The organism is Thermoanaerobacter ethanolicus JW 200 (assembly GCF_003722315.1).
Classification (GTDB): domain Bacteria; phylum Bacillota; class Thermoanaerobacteria; order Thermoanaerobacterales; family Thermoanaerobacteraceae; genus Thermoanaerobacter; species Thermoanaerobacter ethanolicus.
In genome coordinates this window covers 782,862-801,425 of sequence record NZ_CP033580.1, presented here as the reverse complement: position 1 = coordinate 801,425, position 18,564 = coordinate 782,862, and the positions used below count along the sequence as shown (strand labels likewise).

Below are 18,564 nucleotides of genomic sequence, written 5' to 3'. Positions count from 1 at the left end.
GCATTCTTTTATAGAAATAATATTTACTGGAAAAACATTAAAAGCTACTTAACGCTTTTTCTGCTGCTTCTGCTATTATTTCGCTTAATGTTGGATGTGTGTGTATGGTTGCCGTAATATCTTCAACTTTTCCGTTCATTCTGATAACTTGCGTTGCTTCTGCAATCAACTCTCCTGCCCCTTTGCCAACTATCTGCATTCCATATAATTTATGTGTCTTGGGATCGGCAATTATTTGAACAAATCCTTTTTTATCTCCTACAATAAGAGCTCTAGCATCTTCAGCATAAGAATATCGCACAACTTTATAACCAAGTTCATGAGCCTTTGTTGTATCAATACCAACACTTGCAGCTTCTGGTTCAGAAAATATCGCATGTGGAATTGCATTATATGTCATGGGCACTTTTTCTCCCAGTATCGCTTTTGCCGCAATAATAGACTCTCTCGTTGCTGCATGTGCAAGCATTATTCTGCCATTTACATCCCCTGTAGCATATACGTTTATATTTTCCGTTTGCATGTATTCATTTACCGGAATCTCTCCATGATTTCCCAACTTAATATTTAGCACATCGAGATTTAATTCTTTTGTACGTGGTCTTCTTCCAACAGCAACAAGAACTTTTTCAGCCTGAACAGTTTTATCTTCACCATTTTGTTTATAATTTACTTTCAGCAGTTCTCCTTCTTTTTCAATAACAGAAACTTTCGCATCTGTATACATATCTACATTAACATTTTTCAATCCTTCTGTAACCGCCTCGCTTATTGAAACATCCTCAGTTGCAAGAATCCTTGGTAATGCTTCAATAATGATTACCTTTGTATCTACTCTTGCAAACATAGAAGCTATCTCAACCCCTATATATCCTCCCCCTATAATAGCAATTGAATCAGGCTTAGCTTCCAGTTTAAATATATCTTCGCTAAAAATAACACCAGGCAAATTAATTCCTGAAATAGGAGGTTTAACTGTCTCAGAGCCAGTTGCTATAATAAGTTTGTCAAATAATAATTTTACTTTTTCGTCTCTCGTATCAACTTCTACAGAATTTTTATCCGTAATCTGTGCCACCCCATAGTAGATATCAAGTTTATTCATTTTAGCAATTTTTTCTGCTCTTTCGACTCTCGCTTTCAATATCGCTTCTTTCCTCTCTTTCAGAGCACCAAAATCCACACTGATATTATCATAAGATAATGTTATTCCAAACTTGCTTGAATTTTTTATTTCTGAATATCTTGTGGCAGTTTCAATATAAATTTTTGAAGGAATACATCCTTCAAACAAACATGTTCCACCAAGGCCTACTCCTTTTTCTACAAGTGCTACCTTTAGTCCTTTTTTAGCTAACATATTCGCTCCTGGTGTACCACCAGGGCCACCACCTATCACTACCACATCATACTTTAACTCTCTCATAATTTATCCTTCCTTTCTTTTGTATGTTTTTTATATGTTTTAATATTATGCAAGTTTATATCTTAATTTAGCATATCCATGTTCTAAGTAGTAATTGATTATTCTTCTGAGATTCTTTTATTTACGGGTTCATAATACTTCTTTATCCAAGGCCCTAATTTAAGATATAAAATCAGTAAAATAATCTGAAAGATAGGCATAGTAGCTGCTGGTATAGCAACCATAGGAGAAAAAGCAGCAGTAGCTAGTGCAACAGCAGTCCCATTATTTTTTCCTGTGCTAGCAAATACAATTGCCATATGTTCTTTATACGAAAAGTGCAATACTTTATTAAGCCACGTAACAAATATCAGTGTAACTGCAATAAAGATAGCATTTGGAACAAGCAAAAACAATATTAATCCTATTTTATCAACAACCATACCAGCTTTACTAAAGAATATCAAGAAAATTAAAATGTACATTGAAATTATAGATATAGATGGAAAAATTGGTTGTATATTTTTAAATTTCTCTTCTCCAAAAGCTTTCACTAACAAAGTCCTTGTTAAATAACCTAACACCATTGGCAAAATAAGAACTTCTAATATAGACATAAGTAGTTGACCTGTCGGTACAGGAACATTCGTATGAGAAGCAAAAATCCTCATCCAAAATGGAACTGCAAAAATTGCCGCAATAAAACTTAAAGCCACAATCATAGTGCTTAATTCAACATCTCCTTCAGCAAGGCCTGTATAAGTAATGCTCATACTTGAGCAAGGAACCACCATAACTAATAAAAATCCAATTGACAAAGTAGGATCTTTAATCATATATGTCGCAATAAAATATCCAAAAATCGGCGCCCACACAAAATTATATATCAAGCTTAATAGCAATGCCTTCCAATTTTTTATTGACTTTAAAAGCAATTCAAGTTTAACATTTACCATCATCGGATAGATAATAAAGAAAACTGCAACAGTATTTAAAAGAGTTAAAAACTGCTGATTTGCTTTTACCCATAAAGTAGCGTTATGCCCATAGCCTATCCATACACCAGCAATAATTAATATCAAGGTATAAACAAGCATCCAATTATTGAGATGGTTTTGCAATTTTTTAAGATTATTCATTTTTTATACTCCTTTCTGGCTTAAAAAGAACTTTTGAATATTCGATTTATCAAATATTTAAGTTAAAATATTTTGGCCTACTGGCCAAAATATCCAACTATTTTTTATTACTTTCTGGTGGAACCAATAGTGTACCATTAAGCGTTCCAATCAAAGACTTTATAAAAGTGCTTATCCACAATATAGCGAGTAAAATTGCTAATAATACTGTATACCAGTATATAAGCTGTATTTTTGTATACATGAATACATTAAAAGCTGACAAAGTATATGCTGACAGTGGAAATATAAATGCCCACCACGAAAGTGAAAAAGGTATTCCACCTTCCATAAGATATTTAATTGTTATTATAACAGTAAGCACAAATGCCCAAAGTCCAAAACCCCATAAAATTAGTGAAAGCATCTTTAAAGAATCTGCCACCAAAATTAACCCTATTTCCTTCGAAGCGTCAGCAATACCCATCAAACTTACAGTTCCTACACCAATAGGACCAAGTATAATCCAGAAAGTTGGCGTTGCCATAGCATGCGGCATTGCATGATTTATAAATCTATTCAAAATAATACTACTAAGTATAACAAAGAGCATTAATCCAATTCCATAAAAAACTATATCTGTAATATTTATTAATTTTGCCAATTCCATATTTTTAGCAGCATAAACCTTAACTAAAAGATTCCCTAATAAAGGCACTACAATACTTGCAACAGGAGTTATATACCATGAGTAATTTGTAAGCTCAGGACCTATACCCTCTGTTATCATCATATTGTATGTTACAAAAACTCCAAAAATTAAGGCAAGAGCTACACCATATATCCACAAAATTGTGCTCAATGTTACAATAAATGCCATACTAAAATATTCCTTGCCTATCATAAAAAAGTTTGTTCCAAGAATTAAACCTCCCACCGGCATAGTAACAAAAAAGTTAGACATAACAGGATGCTTTAAATCCTCTATTAATTTATCAAAATGTAAAAACCATCTTCCTACCCACGGAATTATAAATATTAAAAACAAAAATATATTTAAAAAGAAAAGTGCTATAGCTACTGGTTTTAAAAAAGGCATTTCTGCACTTAACAAATAGAGAACATTAGCAAATCCACCAGTACCCATAACGGATGCATACCATGCTGGTGAAAAGTGCCTTATAATGCAGTTAAAGCATATTCTGTGTTCCATTGACCGTACCTCCATTAATATATTCGAATTAACGAATATATTATATCAGCATAATTAACATATGTCAATAAATCGTGTAAAGATACTCGAATCACATAATTAATCTGCCTTAATATTCTCTACAACATTCTTATTATATCTCAGGATAAAAAAATAATTCAAAATAGACTTGATAATTTAAAAAAGGAGGTTTTGATTATTGCTAAATCTTTTTCTATTTCTCTTAATAATCAAAACCTCCTTTAAATAATTATTTATCTTGAGATTGTTCTCTTTGAGTAACAGCTTTCTTTATTTCCTCAATAACCTGCTGTGTATTCATGTTTCTTATTTCGATTCCAATATGCTTATCTCTAGGAAAGCCTACATCATCAAAAGCATCTCTGTACATTTTCTTCTGCATTGTAGGGTCACAGGCAGCGACATAAAGTTCATCTATTTGCGCTCCTCTTAATAATTCCCTTAAATACCTATCTCCATCATCTGCACAAAGTTGAGGATGTAATCCTACCCATTCAAAAATACCCTCTCTTCTTAGAGTGTTCAAAACTTCAAATGTATCCATCTCTTGAAATGATGGACATGTGCCTTGGCAAACACATAAAAGTAATCCTTTTTTACTCATAAAAATTACCTCCTATCCCCAAAATATGTTATAGCTTCATTATCACAAACTTTTGAACAGCCACGGCAAAATTCTACGCAGTTGTCTGGATTTACAACATCCGGATACCCATCGTCACCGATGGTATAAACGTCGTGTGGACAAAAGTTCACACATTGATAGCACTGAATGCATTTATCCTTATCTATTATAGGATACCAATTTTTTGCCACATATTTCACCTCCTCTCCAGCGTTTAAAGCTCTTTTAATATATCAGCTATCCTTCCATTTACATTTTTTATAACTTCTATATGATTTAATAAGAGCTCATTTTCTATGTCAGCATTATCTACAGCTGAAACTACGATTTTTTGTGCATTGGTATTTTTGATAAAATCAATAAATTTTTGTGTATTTATTTTCTCTTCTTTAAAAAATGGATTTTCTACGTTTTTAACTTTCTTTAACTTTCCATTTTCAATTTCTGCAACAGTAAAGTATTCTGATGAAACAATACTACTTCCTATATCGCTATTTAAACCAAGATGGTTTTTTGATGCAAAAACAATTATCATTTATATTAACCTCCTTGTATATTTTTATATTCGAATATTCGAATATAGCAAGTAAAAAAATTATTTTGTGACAAGAAAAATATTTTTCACTTCATCGATAATGTTTATGATATTTTCATCTGTTAAAGAATAATAAATTATAGTCCCTTCTCTTCTTGTTTTTACCATTTTATTTGCTCTTAATACCATTAAATGCCTTGATACATGAGATTGGTCTAAATTTAGTGCTGCCATCATTTGACATACGCACATTTCTTTTTTGCTTAAAAGCTCTATTATTTTTATTCTTGTAGGATGTGATAATGCTTTAAAGTATTCGGCAGCTTTATTATATACGTCAGCTTCCACTTCTTTTCACCCTTTCATATAAATTATATTCGATTTTTCAAATATAGTCAAGTTAATTTTTTGTCAATTCGGTAATAATAAAGGTCAAATTACTCTATATTTAAAAAAGCGATATCAAGGCTTTTGAGATTAGTCTTTTTCATAATAAGATCACATTTGCACAAAAAAATAAAATAAATATTATGCCCACAAGCATCATTTAAAGTCTCAAAATTCCCTTGCCCTTTTGATATAATGATATCTGCTTTTTCAAACCACTTCATAAACTCTTCTGAGACTTCTTCTAAATCTGTGCCAGGTATATTTGTACCATTGTTAATAACATGGGCAAATTTATCTATCCCTACCATATAGGCATCTTCTTTTGTTACATCATTTAGTATATACCCTCCTCTTGTGACAAAAATTATTTGCAATTTAGGATTATAATTCTTTATCTCCTTTATTAAAAGCATATCCAAAACAATTTCTCCTGCATTATCACCTAAATAAAGAAGATATTTACTCTTTTTGAGGTCTTTTTTAAATTTATTGTAGACTTCCATAGGAAACTCTTTTTTCAGAGTAGGTATAATTGCTTTCTCCATTACATTTTTTTCGACATTATCAAAAACTCCAAAATCTATGATATTCCCCGCTGCAGCAATTTTTACAGCTGTTAAAAGCCTGTCCGATGAGTTTTTTATAAGCTGCTCTAACTCTTCTCCCAGATTTAACAATTTTTCATTAAAATATTTTCTCTCCTCCGAATAAAAGTCGTAATTTTCATCCAAGCCAAGATAACTTTTTAGAAGCTTATACGAAATGCCTGTTATATAAGGAGAAGCTTTAGAAGATGGTGTATTTATTATGCTTTCCATCACATCTTTCAAATAGGTCACCTTTTCCTCATCACTTTTAAGATATCTATCAGCCATTTTGTAAGCGTGGTTTAATACACAAGGAATACATTGTGGATCTAATTTCATCTATTATCACCTCAAATATTTTAGTTTTTATTTAGACTTGTGCAAAATTCAGAAGCCTTAATTTAAGCCATTCTACAGACATACTTTTTTCCTATCACTCTTGAATTTTTTATCTTTTATGTAGGATTTCCCCTCCCATTTGTCGAATTATTATATATACACTATAAAAAATTTTTTAAGAAGGAGGAAATTCTACATGTACCAGCTTCAATTGCTTTTAAATATACCTGAACTCTTTACCTCTCAGTCTAAAATTGATTTCTATTCTTCTATGTTTGAAAATCTTGACCTGTCTTCAATACCTGAATTCCCTTCCTCTAGTCCTGGCCGTAAGGGTTATTCTCACCATGCACTTTTTAGAGCTTTTATTGTCATGAAAGCTGAAAGATTCGGCACAATTTCTGACCTTTTAGATTATCTCCGCAATAATCTTATCATTGCTCATCTTTGTGGCTTCGACATTTCTAAACCTCTTCCTTCTTATTGGACTTTTCGCCGTTTTATTAATGACTTCTCTCATGATTATTTGACCTCTATTTTTCAAAATCAGGTCAATATCCTCAAAAATATGGGTATTATCTCCGGTGAGTTTATTTCCATGGATTCTACCCCTATTAAAGCTAACACTAAGTTAAATAACCCTAAGTCTTTTTCTAAAAATAAATTCTCTAAAGATAATCAGCCTAAGTCAGATAAGGATTGTAAATTAGGCGTTTATTCTGCTTCTAACGATTCTTCTAATAAACGCTATAAGTTTTATTGGGGCTATAAAAATCACATTATTGTTGATGCTATCTCTGGTTTACCCATCGCTGAAACTACTACCCCCGCTGATGCCCCTGATTTTGAAGCCGCTTTATCTTTGCTTGAGAAGACTAATAAGTGGTTTAACCTTAAGTATGTTAATTTTATTGCCGATAAGGGGTATGATGTTAAGAGAGTTTATAATTTTGTTAGAGATACTCTCCATGGTCATTGTTTTATTCCTCTTAACAAGCGTAATTCTAAAAATCCCCCACTGACTGATGATGGTTATATGGTTTGTGAAGCAGGTATTAAAATGCTCAAAGATGGCAAGCAATATTTTGATGGTTTTATTAAGCAAAAATTTGTTTGCAAGTTCTGTAATTCTAAAGATGACTCTGCCTGCCCTATTCAGCATCCTAAATATTTTAATGGCAAAAAGCATAGAGGCTGTACTAAGTATGCTATTATATCTTCTGATTATAGGTCCTCTATTAATAGAGACTCCCTATATTTTAAGGCTGTCTATAAATTGAGGATTGAATCAGAAAGATATAATTCCCGCTTTAAAGCTCTAGATTTTGAAAAAGCTTATGTTAGAAATATTAATTCTGTCAGCAACCTTAATACTTTTGGCCATATTACTTTGCTTACTGTCGCTATTGTAGCTATTAAACTGGGTAAATTTGATGAGTTTAGATCTCTTGTTGCTTTGATGCAATCGGCCTAATTTTTATTGAATCTATTTCATGCCATTTTTTAACATTTGACTTCTACAGGATATTTATGCCCTTTTTTAGCTCCTCTTTTTGTCTTTTCTTTTCCCTTACCACTTCCTTTATGTTTGATTGTCAGTGTTGATTACTATATATTGTATGTAATACATATTTTGGTTTTTGATTATGATTATTTTAATTAATTTTGCACATCCCTATTAGTTTTTATTACTTAATCTTTCCGCTACTTTAACTAAATACTCTTTAAAAAACTCTTCTTCATAACTTAATAGCTGTGTGTCAACATTTTCTATTGTATCTGTATGCCAGTGATAGTTCCCCAATCTTTCCTTTTCATCTTTTCCAAGAAACGCTATTGCATCAAATCCAGCGGCCATTGCTGGAAGAGCATCTGTAGGGAGGAGCAAATTTTTCATTTTTTGAACTCTTCCAGCATGACCTTTTACCATCTCCTCTGCTATATCAAGTAACATTTTCCCAGCTTTTTTATAAAATATCATGCCTTCTCCTTCAAGATACGTAATCTTGCCTGTTCCAAGATTGTCAAGTATTATAAATTTGGTATCTAAAGCAAATTTTTTTCTATATTTTTTTATGAAATTTTTCATCCCTCTTTCTCCTGTTTCTTCACTGCCAGTAAATAAAAATATCACATCAGCATTATCTGGAAATTTGTCTTTATGGTTTATATAGTAATTTGCCAATGCTAAAGTTAAAGCTACTCCTGTGCCATTATCATTTGCTCCTTGTGTGTACCTACCTGTTACTTCACATATAGCCATAAAAACTATATCAGTAAAAACAATAACAAGTCCAATATACAATATTACAGAGGCTATAAATTTTAAATTGAAAATATTAAACAAAATTCCGATTGGTATAAGCCCAAACCCCACATATGAAATATTGTAAATTAAATTGAGATTATCTACAATCTTGGGATGAAACATTATACTGCCTCTTTGCGTATCATAATGAGCTGATACAATTATTCTTCTGCTGCGGCTTTCATCAAAACTTGTAAAAACATTTTGAGATAAAAACTTTGGCATTATACTTGTTTCAACTGGCTTACCACTTACTTCTAATAACAAAAGACTTATCGCAAATAAACTGAGTAAAAATAGTACTATTTCTAAAGGTCCGCCGTACATCAATGAGAAAAAACCGCAAATAAATAGCAAAACACCCACTTGTAAAGGAAGCATATATAGATTGTCTCTTGTAGTTTTAAAAGTCTGCTTCTCTACTTTATACCCCATCCTCTTCAATTCCTGCAAAATATACTCCGCGGCTTGCCTTTCATTTTTTGTCGCAGAGCCCCTGTGTTCAAACTTAGTCAATTCCTTTAAATAGTCAATGCTCTTCAAATTAAAAGCCCCCTCTCAGTAAAACTATTTATTGCGATACTTATATACGTAACCATCTGCGGAATATATGTACAAGTTCGAACCATCCTCCGTAATAGCAATATCATAAATACCGCTTTTATGATAATAACTATATAAAGTATTTCCTTGTTTGTCGTACATAGTTATTTTATTAGCATTGTTTATGGTATTGTCATATTCTTGAGATAAAATTACTATATAATTTCCATCAGGTGTCATAACTGCTTTTTTAACTTTCCAACTAGAAGTTATAGTTTTTGTCATATTAAAATTGTTAAAAAATGTAATATAATATTCTTTATAATCTTTGCTGAAAGATATTAGAACCGCTGCTTTCCCATCTTTAGACATTAAAGCTTGTTGTATAACTCCTTTTTTTGTATAGTTTTCACTTAAAAGCGCCTTTTCTCTATTATAAAATCCAATACTACCGTCAAAACCTAAGAGTAAAAACGCTTTTCCATCCTCTGAAGCTGTTATAAAAGGTTCATTGCTTTTCATGTCTTTATTATAAAAAACTTTGCCGCTAAAATCCATCGCTAAAATTCCAGAAGAATTACCATCATCAAAAGAAGCAGTTACTATATCTTTATTTATAGACTCCCATGCCGCAAATGCGGCACCAGCAGAGGATGAAAATGTCCTTTTTTGATGATATAATCAGTACAGCGGCTGGTGAAGAAAGGTCGTTCTTACCTTGGTGCTTTGAGCCCGACTCATAGACAGACTCCAACGACCAGGTGCACCACAGATTGTTGCTCCCTTTACGGGAAGCACGCAGGATAGAATAACCCCTTATGGTTGTTGCACCAGCTCTTCAATTTTACAGTCGCTATCGTTCAAATTTTAAAAAAGGAGTTGGCTCTTTCATGGATTTAGTTTACTCTCACGTTTGCGGATTAGATGTCCATAAAAAGAATGTCGTAGCTTGTATAATAACACCAGAAGGTAAAGAAATCCGCACTTTTTCAACTATGACCGATGACCTTATTGCATTAAAAGAATTTATTAAAGCTAAAGGTTGTTCTGTTGTTGCTATGGAAAGTACCGGCTCTTATTGGAAACCTATTTACAATCTACTTGAGCTTGAGAGCATTAAAATCCTACTCGTCAATGCTAAGCATATTAAAAATGTCCCTGGTAGAAAAACCGATGTAAAAGATGCTGAGTGGATAGCAAGTCTTTTGCAACATGGCCTTTTGCAAGGCAGCTTTGTCCCAGACAGAGAACAAAGAGAGCTTCGCGAACTTGTCCGCTATAGAAAAAGCCTCATTGAAGAAAAATCAAGAGAACTTAATCGCATACAAAAGGTTTTAGAAGGAGCTAATATCAAACTGTCTTCGGTAGTCTCTGATATCAACGGGGCATCCAGTCGTTCTATACTTGAGGCTATTATAAATGGTGAAGAAAATCCCGAAATCCTGGCTGAGCTTTCTCAAGGCAAGCTAAAAAATAAAATGGATGAACTAAAACGCGCTTTAAAAGGCTTGATCAATCATCACCAAAGGATGCTTCTGGAAATACAGCTTAGACATATTGATTACCTTGATGAAGAAATAGCAAAATTAGACGAAGAAATTAAAAATCGAATGCTCCCTTTTGAAAAAGACCTGGCACTGCTGGATACAATCCCTGGAGTCGGAAGAAGAACTGCAGAACAAATAATAGCCGAAATCGGCACGAATATGGAACAGTTCCCCTCTGCTGCCCATTTGTGTTCTTGGGCAGGGTTGTGTCCAGGTCATAATGAAAGTGCTGGTAAACAAAAGTCTGCAAGAACTCGAAAAGGTAACCAAAAATTGCGAAGCTCTCTTATTGAAGCTGCCAGAGCTGCCTCAAGGGCAAAAGGTACTTATCTTTCAAGTCAGTACCACCGCATCGCTGCTCGAAGAGGAGCAAACCGTGCAGCAGTTGCAGTGGCACATAGCATTTTAATTATAGTTTATCATATTCTCAAGCAAAAGCAACCATATATTGAATTAGGTCCTACTTATTATGAAGAGAAAAAGCGTAATATGATTATTCGTCAATCTTTAAAAAAGCTAGAGTCTTTAGGCCTTAAGGTCACGGTCGAATCTGCAGTGTCTTAACTTTTAATTTAACTTTATTAACCATTTATTTATCCCATATTTTTACATCGGTATGGGCTTAGTTTTTTATTGCCTTTTTGAGGATCATTATTTTCAGGATAGATAAGTCATAAACAAAAGTAGATTTTATTTTTTGCTCCCATATCATATACCCTTTATCATTAAAAAAATCAATAAAAGAGCCATATTCCTCATTTTCAGGCGTTGATACTGCATAGGAAAAATATTCTCCATCAGGAGATACAGAAACGGAAGTTACTTCGTGCCCTTTTATTATGTATTTGTGGGAAATCACCATGCCTGACTTATCATAAACTATCACTTCACTGCCTTTTTCATCTTCTATGACTAAAGCAATTAACTCTCCATTGCGAGATAAATCCAAAAATTTGATAGGTTTACTTGTACCTACCATCCAAAACTGATTGCCATTTTTTGTAGCCTTTATCAAATTAGTATTTTTAGCTATATAAATATTTTCTAATTCATCTGTAAATATAAAAGCATTTTCTCCTTCAATGTCTTCATTTAATAACCTTTTCCAGACAAACTCAGGATATTTTCCGTTTATAGGGCGAGGTATAATGTCCATTTTCCCATTGTGATAGTCATATACTGATATAGATTTAGAAGACTGTGCCATAATTCTTTTGCCATCTGGAGAAAATTTAAGCATTGCTATAGTATCATAGACTTTGGCAGTCCAAATCATATTTCCACTTTCATCCATGACCCCTATGTAATCTTTAGTTTTCGCGTTAGGAATTGTTGTGCCATTTATAGCAAAATAAGTATTATTCCCTTCAAAACGCACATCATTTATAAGTCCGTAATTTACTACAATATAGTCTACAAGCTTTCCACAACTATCATAAATTTTAGAAACTCCATAATTGCCTATAACAAACTTAGTAGCATCTTTATTAGTGTAAAACCTCTCTGCTATCGTTGGGATCTCTGCTTTGTCGCCATTTAATTTTTCTATATAAAGTTTTTTGTCAAAATAACTGGAAAATAAAATTGTATTGCCATCAGCAGATAATAAAGCCGAAATTTTTGTCATGCCAGAAGTTCCTTCTACCTTTGATGGGCTGAGCGGCATCTTTATTCTTTTTATCATTTTCCCATTTCTATTATACACATAAATGTTATATTGTAGCAAATCACTAGAGGAAAGATAAAGAACGTCATTTTCTTTCTCTTTCATCAAATTATTGTTGTTATTTCTATTGCTTAAATCAATAAACAAAAATTTTTCGCTATTATCGCTAAAATTTTCAAGTTTCGGTATTACATGATTTATCTTTTTGACAATTTTATTTTGATTGAACAATATTAATTCGCCATCAGCTGGATAATTATCCTTATAGTATACATTGGAAATAACAACAGCTTCTCCATCAGGAGACACCATAGCATCTAACACATTCTTTTGATAATCAATCTTTTTAGCCTCCACATTATAATTTAAAATTTCAGTTAACTTATCATCATAAAGTGCTATTTCCGTTTCTCCTTTTTTAACCACAAATTTATTTAAAGAGGTATTTAATATTCTATAATCTGCTTTTGTCCCCAAAAGTTTTTCTTCAATCATTTTATCTTTGTCATAACTTCTCAAATATATGTTGCCATCTTTATACACTAAAGTAACGATTTCATCTTCTGATATAAATGTCGTATCAAAAAATCTTTCTCCATTACTTTGAATTGTCCACAAAGGCACATTGCCGTCTTGCAAGGCGGCATTTGCAATATTTTTCGGAGGTTTTATAGCTTCCCCTGGGGTTTTTAAATTGTCACACCCTGATAAAAATAACACTAAAACCATCATTAATAAAACAATCTTTTTCAAATTTAACCCCTCCAACTGTACCTTAAGTTAATAATAGCACATTTTATAAAAAAAGCATACTTGAAAGCTATGCTTTCAAGTATGCTTTTTTCTCATGGTGTTGGATTTGTTGTGGAAGGAGAGTTATTACTAGGCGGAGTAGTTTGAGAATTACCATTGTTAGGAGGCGGATTGGTCGTTTCTCCTCCAGGAGGTTGCTCTGTACCACCGTTATTAGCGGGCGGTGGTTGAGTATTATCCCTTGGAGCATTACCATTAGTAGAATTCTGTGGTGGCGGAACAATATCGTCGTATTCTTTTGGAACCACATATTTTCCATCTAGTGCAACTGCATTCTGCGCTGGTGTTCTACCCGGTGGATCTATAAACACAGCTTCTTTTACCAAATCAGGAGGAGTTAAATCCGTTGCTAGTTTACCATTTTGAGAATTTATTTTAACCATTACGTGAACAGTACAATAAGTTGTGGGTTGGGTACCTTGTGCAAAAATTTCAGTATAGGTTCTGTCACCCCGAGGATCTAAGTGACACAAATCTGTAGGAAGTTCTCCTGAATCGCGACATACTGTCGCAGAAATAATTCCTGATGGCCTTACAAAATCTTTATATGGTAAATCTTTGTGTATCTGAAGCATCACTGTCTTCCACAACTGAGCAGGGTAACTGCCACCTACTACCTTAGTACCTGTTCTGGTATCGTATAATGAAATAGAATTATTATCATAGCCCATCCACACAGTAGCAACATAATAAGGAGTAAAACCTGAAAACCATGCATTACTGTAATTATCAGTAGTTCCAGTTTTACCAGCAACAGGCATATTAGGAATCCTCGCACGAGTACCTGTGCCGTATTTTACAACGTCTTGCATCATGTTCATTAATATATAAGCATTTTGCTCGCTTAAAACTACATGTCTTAACGGTTTATTTTCTAAAATCAAATTCCCTTCAGAATCTGTGACTTTAGTAAAAGTAATAGGTGTTGTATAAACTCCTCCATTTGCAATTGCTCCATAAGCAGCAGCTTCTTGAAGAGGCGTAACCCCCTTGTAAAGTCCCCCAAGAGCAAGAGCAGGTAAATACATATCATTCTTGGTTATATCAAGTCCAAATTTTTTGCCATAATTTGCAGAAGTAGCTACCCCTATCCTATCAACAACTTTGACAGCAGGGATGTTTAATGAATGAGTCAAAGCTTCTCTCAGCGTTACAAGTCCCCTATAAGTAGAACTTTCGTAATTGTGAGGAGTCCAATTGCCAAAAGTTGTTGGAACATCATCAACAACTGTCGCTGCTGTGAGCCCGCTTTCTAAAGCCGGTCCATAAACCGTAAGAGGTTTTATTGAAGAGCCCGGTTGTCTATAAGCTTGAGTTGCCCTATTGAATCCTCTAACTATATTAGAAGTATCACGTCCCCCAACAAGTCCCTTAACTTCTCCTGTTCTCCAATCCATTACAACCATTGCACCCTGAACTTCGTCTTTAATCTTTGAATTCATAGGAAAAAGTTCTGGGTTTTTGAAAGCCTCTTCAACATAACTTTGTATTTTCAAATCCATTGTCGAATAAATTCTGAGTCCGCCATTATATATTTTGTTTATTGCTTCGTCATGAGAGATATTGAGTTTTTTAGACAATTCATCTGCTACATCATTTATGACTTGGTCTATAAAATATTTATGGTCATATGTGGTAAAATTCGTCTTTTTAAATACCAATTTCTCTGCTATTGCTTTATCGTACTGCTCTTTAGTAATATACCCTTGTTCGAGCATTTTTTTTAAAACAAGGTGTTGTCTTTGTGTAGCAGCTTCTAAATTGGCATAAGGTGAATATACAGACGGATTATTAGTAATACCAGCAATCATAGCAGATTCGGCTAAGTCTAACTGGCTTACGTCTTTGCCAAAGTAAGCCAAAGCTGCCGCCTGGACTCCATAAGCATTTACATTAGGTCCTCCAAGATATATTGTATTAAGGTATGCTTCAAGTATTTGCTCTTTTGTATACTTTTGTTCTAATCTCCACGCAAGTACAGCCTCTTGTATTTTTCTGGTAAGTGTTTTTTCATTGGAAAGCATGGTATTTTTTACAAGCTGTTGCGTTATAGTACTTGCACCCTGAACGGGTTTACCTCCTGCTTTAATATCTGCAATAAGAGCTCCAATGATTCTTTTGGGGTCAATCCCTAAATTATTTTTATAAAACCTTTGGTCTTCTATAGCAACAAAAGCATTTTGCAAATCTTTGGGTATTTTTTCTATAGGAACCCACAGCCTATTGTCAGCCCCATGAAGTATTGCTACTCTTTGCCACTGACCATTGCTGTCTTTTGCATATACAATGGAGGATTGGCTTTGTGCTGTCAAAGCCTCCTGCGAAATCGGTGGAGTATTTTTAATTATTGCCCAAACTTTGCCTCCTATTACCCCAACTCCTATAAAAATCAAAATCAATATTGCATATCCTAAAAATTTTAATATATTTCTAATGGTACTGTTGTTTTCATTTTTTCTTTTATGCTTTCTCCTTTCACTTCGCTTTAAATTTGCATTATTTTCCATATCGATCCCCCATATTAAAAATACTCGGTTCACACGTCACATTTTGTCAATATAGATTATATCATAAATTATATCAGTTTTTATGTCCAATTTGTAACAAATTATTAATTAATTATTAAAAAAATATAAAATCACAGCAAAAAAGTCAGCCAATAATGACTGACTTTTAGAAATTCTACTTTGCTAATTTATAGATATTAATGACATCTTCCTTTCCTAACTTTACAAAACTGCCGAGTTTTTTGTTGCCATTGTCTGTACATTTATTGGCCATCTCTTCAAATCTGTCATCAGAAATGCCTGCTTCTTTAAGGGTAACAGGAAGACCAATCTCTTTAAAAAATTCTGTCATTCGTCTTATACCCTCTAATGCTATGTCTTCGAGGTTTTCATAAGGTAGGTCCACATCCCATACTCTTACAGCAAATTGTACAAAGCGATTTATATCATGCTTGTATACATATTTCATCCAGGCTGGAAAGATAATTGCAAGTCCTGCTCCATGAGCAATATCGTAAATAGCGCTTAGTTCATGTTCAATTCTATGGGAAGCCCAATCTCCTATCCTTCCTGTGCTTAATAAATCATTGTGTGCGATGGTACCCGCCCACATAATTTCTGCCCTTGCATTGTAATTTGCTGGGTCTTTTAGCACAATACGCACATTGTTTATAACAGTTTTTAAAGTAGCTTCACAAAGCCTATCAGTCAAATCAACATTTTTGACATTTGTAAAATATCTTTCCATGACGTGGGCCATAATATCTGCAACACCACAGGCCGTTTGATAATTGGGTAATGTATATGTAAGCTCTGGATTCATAATTGCAAACTTAGGCCTTATCAAGTCATGATGAAACCCTTTTTTAAACCATCCGTCTTCATTTGTAATAACTGTAGCATCGCTTGCCTCACTTCCTGTTGCAGGGATAGTTAAGATGACACCTACAGGTAAAGCCTCTTCAAGCTGCGCTTTTCCTGCAAAAAAGTCCCACACATTTCCCTCATAAGGCACACCCATTGCAATAGCCTTTGCAGTGTCAATAACGCTTCCTCCGCCAACAGCTAAAATAAAATCGATATTATTTTCTCGGCATAATTTTATTCCTTCCTGCACAAGGCTAAGCCTTGGATTAGGCTTTACACCTGATAGCTCTATAAACTCAACTCCAGCTTCTTTTAAAGAATCTACAACTTTATCATATAAACCAGTCTTTTTTATGCTTCCTCCACCATAACAAAGCAGCACTTTACTGCTATAATTTTTTACTTCCCTGCCAACCTGATATTCTGTTCCCTTGCCAAAAATAATTTTTGTAGGGCTTGAAAAAACAAAGTTTTCCATAAAATCACTCCCCCAAAAGTTTTTTATCATTTTATCCCTTGGAAGCTTACCAAGACGTCAAAATACATTAATAAAAATGTCCTTTAGAAATTATAACACAAAGGGAGAAAATAATGAAATGGGATAAAGGTAAAAGTCAACAGTAGCGCTGGACGCAAAACGAATACATCACAAAATTTCTTAGCTTTCTCATTTACAAATTCCACCTACGGGCATATTTATATCAAAATTCTTTTCTATGGCTTTAACTATTCCTTGTGCAATCTTATATTCTTTTTTATCTTTCATATTTTTAAAAGCTTCATTGGAAACGTTTATTGTTTTATTTTGCTTTATTCTCTTAATTGCAATTGCTATATGAATTAGTAAGTTATAAAATGCAATATTTGAAAGTTTATAATCCATATCTTTTTGAGCATCAATTATGATATTTTTTATTTTTTCAAGACTAATATCTTTAAACATCTCTTCAAAAGCAGACACATCATATAATGCCGATTTATTATTTTGTTCATTAAGGTAGTCAGATATTGCAAATCTTAGATTCATTTCATTCCCTTCGATTTTAATGCCATAATTAGGCTTTCTAAAAAGTTTAAGGTTATGCTTTGTAAGCCATTCTACTGCTTTATTTACATCATTTACTATCGTTGATTTACTTACATAAAGATCTCTCGCAATTTCCTCAAATGTAATAAAGCAATCAGTATATAAAAGTTTCTTAATTATATACCTTACCCTTTCCTCCGGCATGGTAGGAACGACGTAGTTATCATCATCCAGCACTTCTTTTATAATACCTTTTTCTTTATCACCTCCAGTGAATCTAATGAAATATCCTACTCCCGGGAGTGAAATTATTTCTATTGATTTACCTTTCAGCTCTTCGTTTAATTCTTTTATATCATTCCGTATTGTTTTTGAAGACACACCAAGTAATTTTGATAGATATTCACTTGTAATCGGCTTTTTATTTTCAAGTAGCTTCTTGAGAATCTTCTTTTTGCGCGCATCCATTTGATGATCAACCTCTTAAGAGCTTACCCATTGTTTACAGTTGTATTATAACAAGTAAGTGTCTAAATTAAAATTCATTACTTTTCCATAATTAATGCGGAAATTTTAAATGTTTTATAATAAAATCCACTTCGTCGATACAATAATATTTCTTCAAGATGATTTTGTATAGCGGCTATTTTCAGAATTATTCGTTTGGCGTATTTTACACGCACTAATGCAATTTTACTTATTATGATTATGTTATCATCTACTTTGTGTTATTATAGATGCAGAATGAAAAAAGTAAAGCAAGAAACAAAAAATTTTGCGATAAATATCTTGGACTTCTGAATACTACTGATTTTGGCATAATGTTTCTAACTATGGAAAGTCTATATATAGAAGTTCTAATAATACTAAGACTCTCGGATGTACTCCAAAAAAATTTTAAAGTTACAATTGCAAGACCAACAACATCATCTGCCATATTAAATAGCCTTCAGATGGACATTTAATTTGTTTGTCACTTGCCAAATTCAAGTTTAACTTTTAACGAAAAGTTTTTGCTGTGATATAATAAAAATAAAAAAGAAGATGTATTAA

18 protein-coding genes are annotated in these 18,564 nt (G+C 33.2%); 4 read left to right on the top strand and 14 right to left on the bottom strand.

What is annotated here, in order from left to right; genetic code table 11:
- Nucleotides 1-37: 37 nt before the first annotated feature.
- The 8 genes from lpdA to EB239_RS03860 form a co-directional block, all read right to left on the bottom strand.
- Nucleotides 38-1,426, bottom strand: a complete 1,389-nt coding sequence (lpdA, locus tag EB239_RS03895; protein ID WP_003869912.1) for a dihydrolipoyl dehydrogenase — start codon at nt 1,424-1,426, stop codon at nt 38-40.
- Nucleotides 1,427-1,524: 98 nt separating this feature from the next.
- On the bottom strand, nt 1,525-2,544 hold the full coding sequence (locus EB239_RS03890) for an arsenic resistance protein (RefSeq protein ID WP_003869913.1): 1,020 nt from the start codon (nt 2,542-2,544) through the stop codon (nt 1,525-1,527).
- Between the two features lie 97 nt (nt 2,545-2,641).
- Nucleotides 2,642-3,736 carry a TDT family transporter gene (locus EB239_RS03885; protein WP_003869914.1) on the bottom strand — a complete coding sequence of 365 codons (1,095 nt, stop codon included), beginning with the start codon at nt 3,734-3,736 and terminating at the stop codon, nt 2,642-2,644.
- 250 nt (nt 3,737-3,986) lie between these two features.
- Nucleotides 3,987-4,361, bottom strand: a complete 375-nt coding sequence (locus EB239_RS03880; RefSeq protein WP_003869915.1) for a hypothetical protein — start codon at nt 4,359-4,361, stop codon at nt 3,987-3,989.
- Between the two features lie 5 nt (nt 4,362-4,366).
- Nucleotides 4,367-4,573 carry a 4Fe-4S dicluster domain-containing protein gene (locus EB239_RS03875; RefSeq protein ID WP_003869916.1) on the bottom strand — a complete coding sequence of 69 codons (207 nt, stop codon included), beginning with the start codon at nt 4,571-4,573 and terminating at the stop codon, nt 4,367-4,369.
- A gap of 23 nt (nt 4,574-4,596) precedes the next feature.
- A complete protein-coding gene (locus tag EB239_RS03870) occupies nt 4,597-4,917 on the bottom strand; it encodes a NifB/NifX family molybdenum-iron cluster-binding protein (protein WP_003869917.1) in 321 nt (106 codons plus the stop codon).
- 60 nt (nt 4,918-4,977) lie between these two features.
- Nucleotides 4,978-5,265, bottom strand: coding sequence for an ArsR/SmtB family transcription factor (locus tag EB239_RS03865; protein ID WP_003869918.1), 288 nt, complete (start codon nt 5,263-5,265; stop codon nt 4,978-4,980).
- A gap of 89 nt (nt 5,266-5,354) precedes the next feature.
- Complete coding sequence (locus tag EB239_RS03860) at nt 5,355-6,233, bottom strand: damage-control phosphatase ARMT1 family protein (RefSeq protein WP_003869919.1); 879 nt, start codon at nt 6,231-6,233, stop codon at nt 5,355-5,357.
- Nucleotides 6,234-6,429: 196 nt separating this feature from the next.
- On the opposite strand from EB239_RS03860, the gene EB239_RS03855 reads away from it, so the two are divergent.
- Nucleotides 6,430-7,707 carry a transposase gene (locus EB239_RS03855; RefSeq protein WP_003869920.1) on the top strand — a complete coding sequence of 426 codons (1,278 nt, stop codon included), beginning with the start codon at nt 6,430-6,432 and terminating at the stop codon, nt 7,705-7,707.
- A 204-nt stretch (nt 7,708-7,911) separates the two neighbouring features.
- On the opposite strand, the gene EB239_RS03850 is transcribed toward EB239_RS03855, so the two are convergent.
- On the bottom strand, nt 7,912-9,084 hold the full coding sequence (locus EB239_RS03850; protein WP_003869921.1) for a M20/M25/M40 family metallo-hydrolase: 1,173 nt from the start codon (nt 9,082-9,084) through the stop codon (nt 7,912-7,914).
- A gap of 24 nt (nt 9,085-9,108) precedes the next feature.
- Nucleotides 9,109-9,606, bottom strand: a complete 498-nt coding sequence (locus EB239_RS03845) for a WD40 repeat domain-containing protein (RefSeq protein ID WP_318261435.1) — start codon at nt 9,604-9,606, stop codon at nt 9,109-9,111.
- Nucleotides 9,607-9,625: 19 nt separating this feature from the next.
- Between EB239_RS03845 and EB239_RS14870 the strand changes: the two genes are divergently transcribed.
- Together EB239_RS14870 and EB239_RS03840 are read left to right on the top strand one after the other, a co-directional pair.
- Entirely contained in the window at nt 9,626-9,757 is a 132-nt protein-coding gene (locus EB239_RS14870; protein ID WP_318261434.1) for a hypothetical protein, read from the top strand.
- A gap of 217 nt (nt 9,758-9,974) precedes the next feature.
- Nucleotides 9,975-11,195, top strand: a complete 1,221-nt coding sequence (locus tag EB239_RS03840; protein WP_006570329.1) for an IS110 family RNA-guided transposase — start codon at nt 9,975-9,977, stop codon at nt 11,193-11,195.
- A gap of 58 nt (nt 11,196-11,253) precedes the next feature.
- On the opposite strand, the gene EB239_RS03835 is transcribed toward EB239_RS03840, so the two are convergent.
- The 4 genes from EB239_RS03835 to EB239_RS03820 form a co-directional block, all read right to left on the bottom strand.
- The gene (locus EB239_RS03835; RefSeq protein ID WP_003869924.1) at nt 11,254-13,050 is read right to left on the bottom strand and encodes a WD40 repeat domain-containing protein; all 1,797 of its coding nucleotides are present in this window, start codon (nt 13,048-13,050) and stop codon (nt 11,254-11,256) included.
- A gap of 92 nt (nt 13,051-13,142) precedes the next feature.
- Entirely contained in the window at nt 13,143-15,617 is a 2,475-nt protein-coding gene (locus EB239_RS03830; protein ID WP_003869925.1) for a transglycosylase domain-containing protein, read from the bottom strand.
- 175 nt (nt 15,618-15,792) lie between these two features.
- A complete protein-coding gene (locus tag EB239_RS03825) occupies nt 15,793-16,962 on the bottom strand; it encodes an iron-containing alcohol dehydrogenase (RefSeq protein ID WP_003869926.1) in 1,170 nt (389 codons plus the stop codon).
- 189 nt (nt 16,963-17,151) lie between these two features.
- Nucleotides 17,152-17,979 (bottom strand): BglG family transcription antiterminator, encoded by an 828-nt coding sequence (locus EB239_RS03820; RefSeq protein WP_003869927.1) that lies wholly within the window; start codon nt 17,977-17,979, stop codon nt 17,152-17,154.
- A 269-nt stretch (nt 17,980-18,248) separates the two neighbouring features.
- Here EB239_RS03820 and rmuC point away from each other — a divergent pair, with 269 nt between their 5' ends.
- Complete coding sequence (rmuC, locus tag EB239_RS15205) at nt 18,249-18,476, top strand: DNA recombination protein RmuC (protein WP_042835454.1); 228 nt, start codon at nt 18,249-18,251, stop codon at nt 18,474-18,476.
- Nucleotides 18,477-18,564 lie beyond the last annotated feature (88 nt).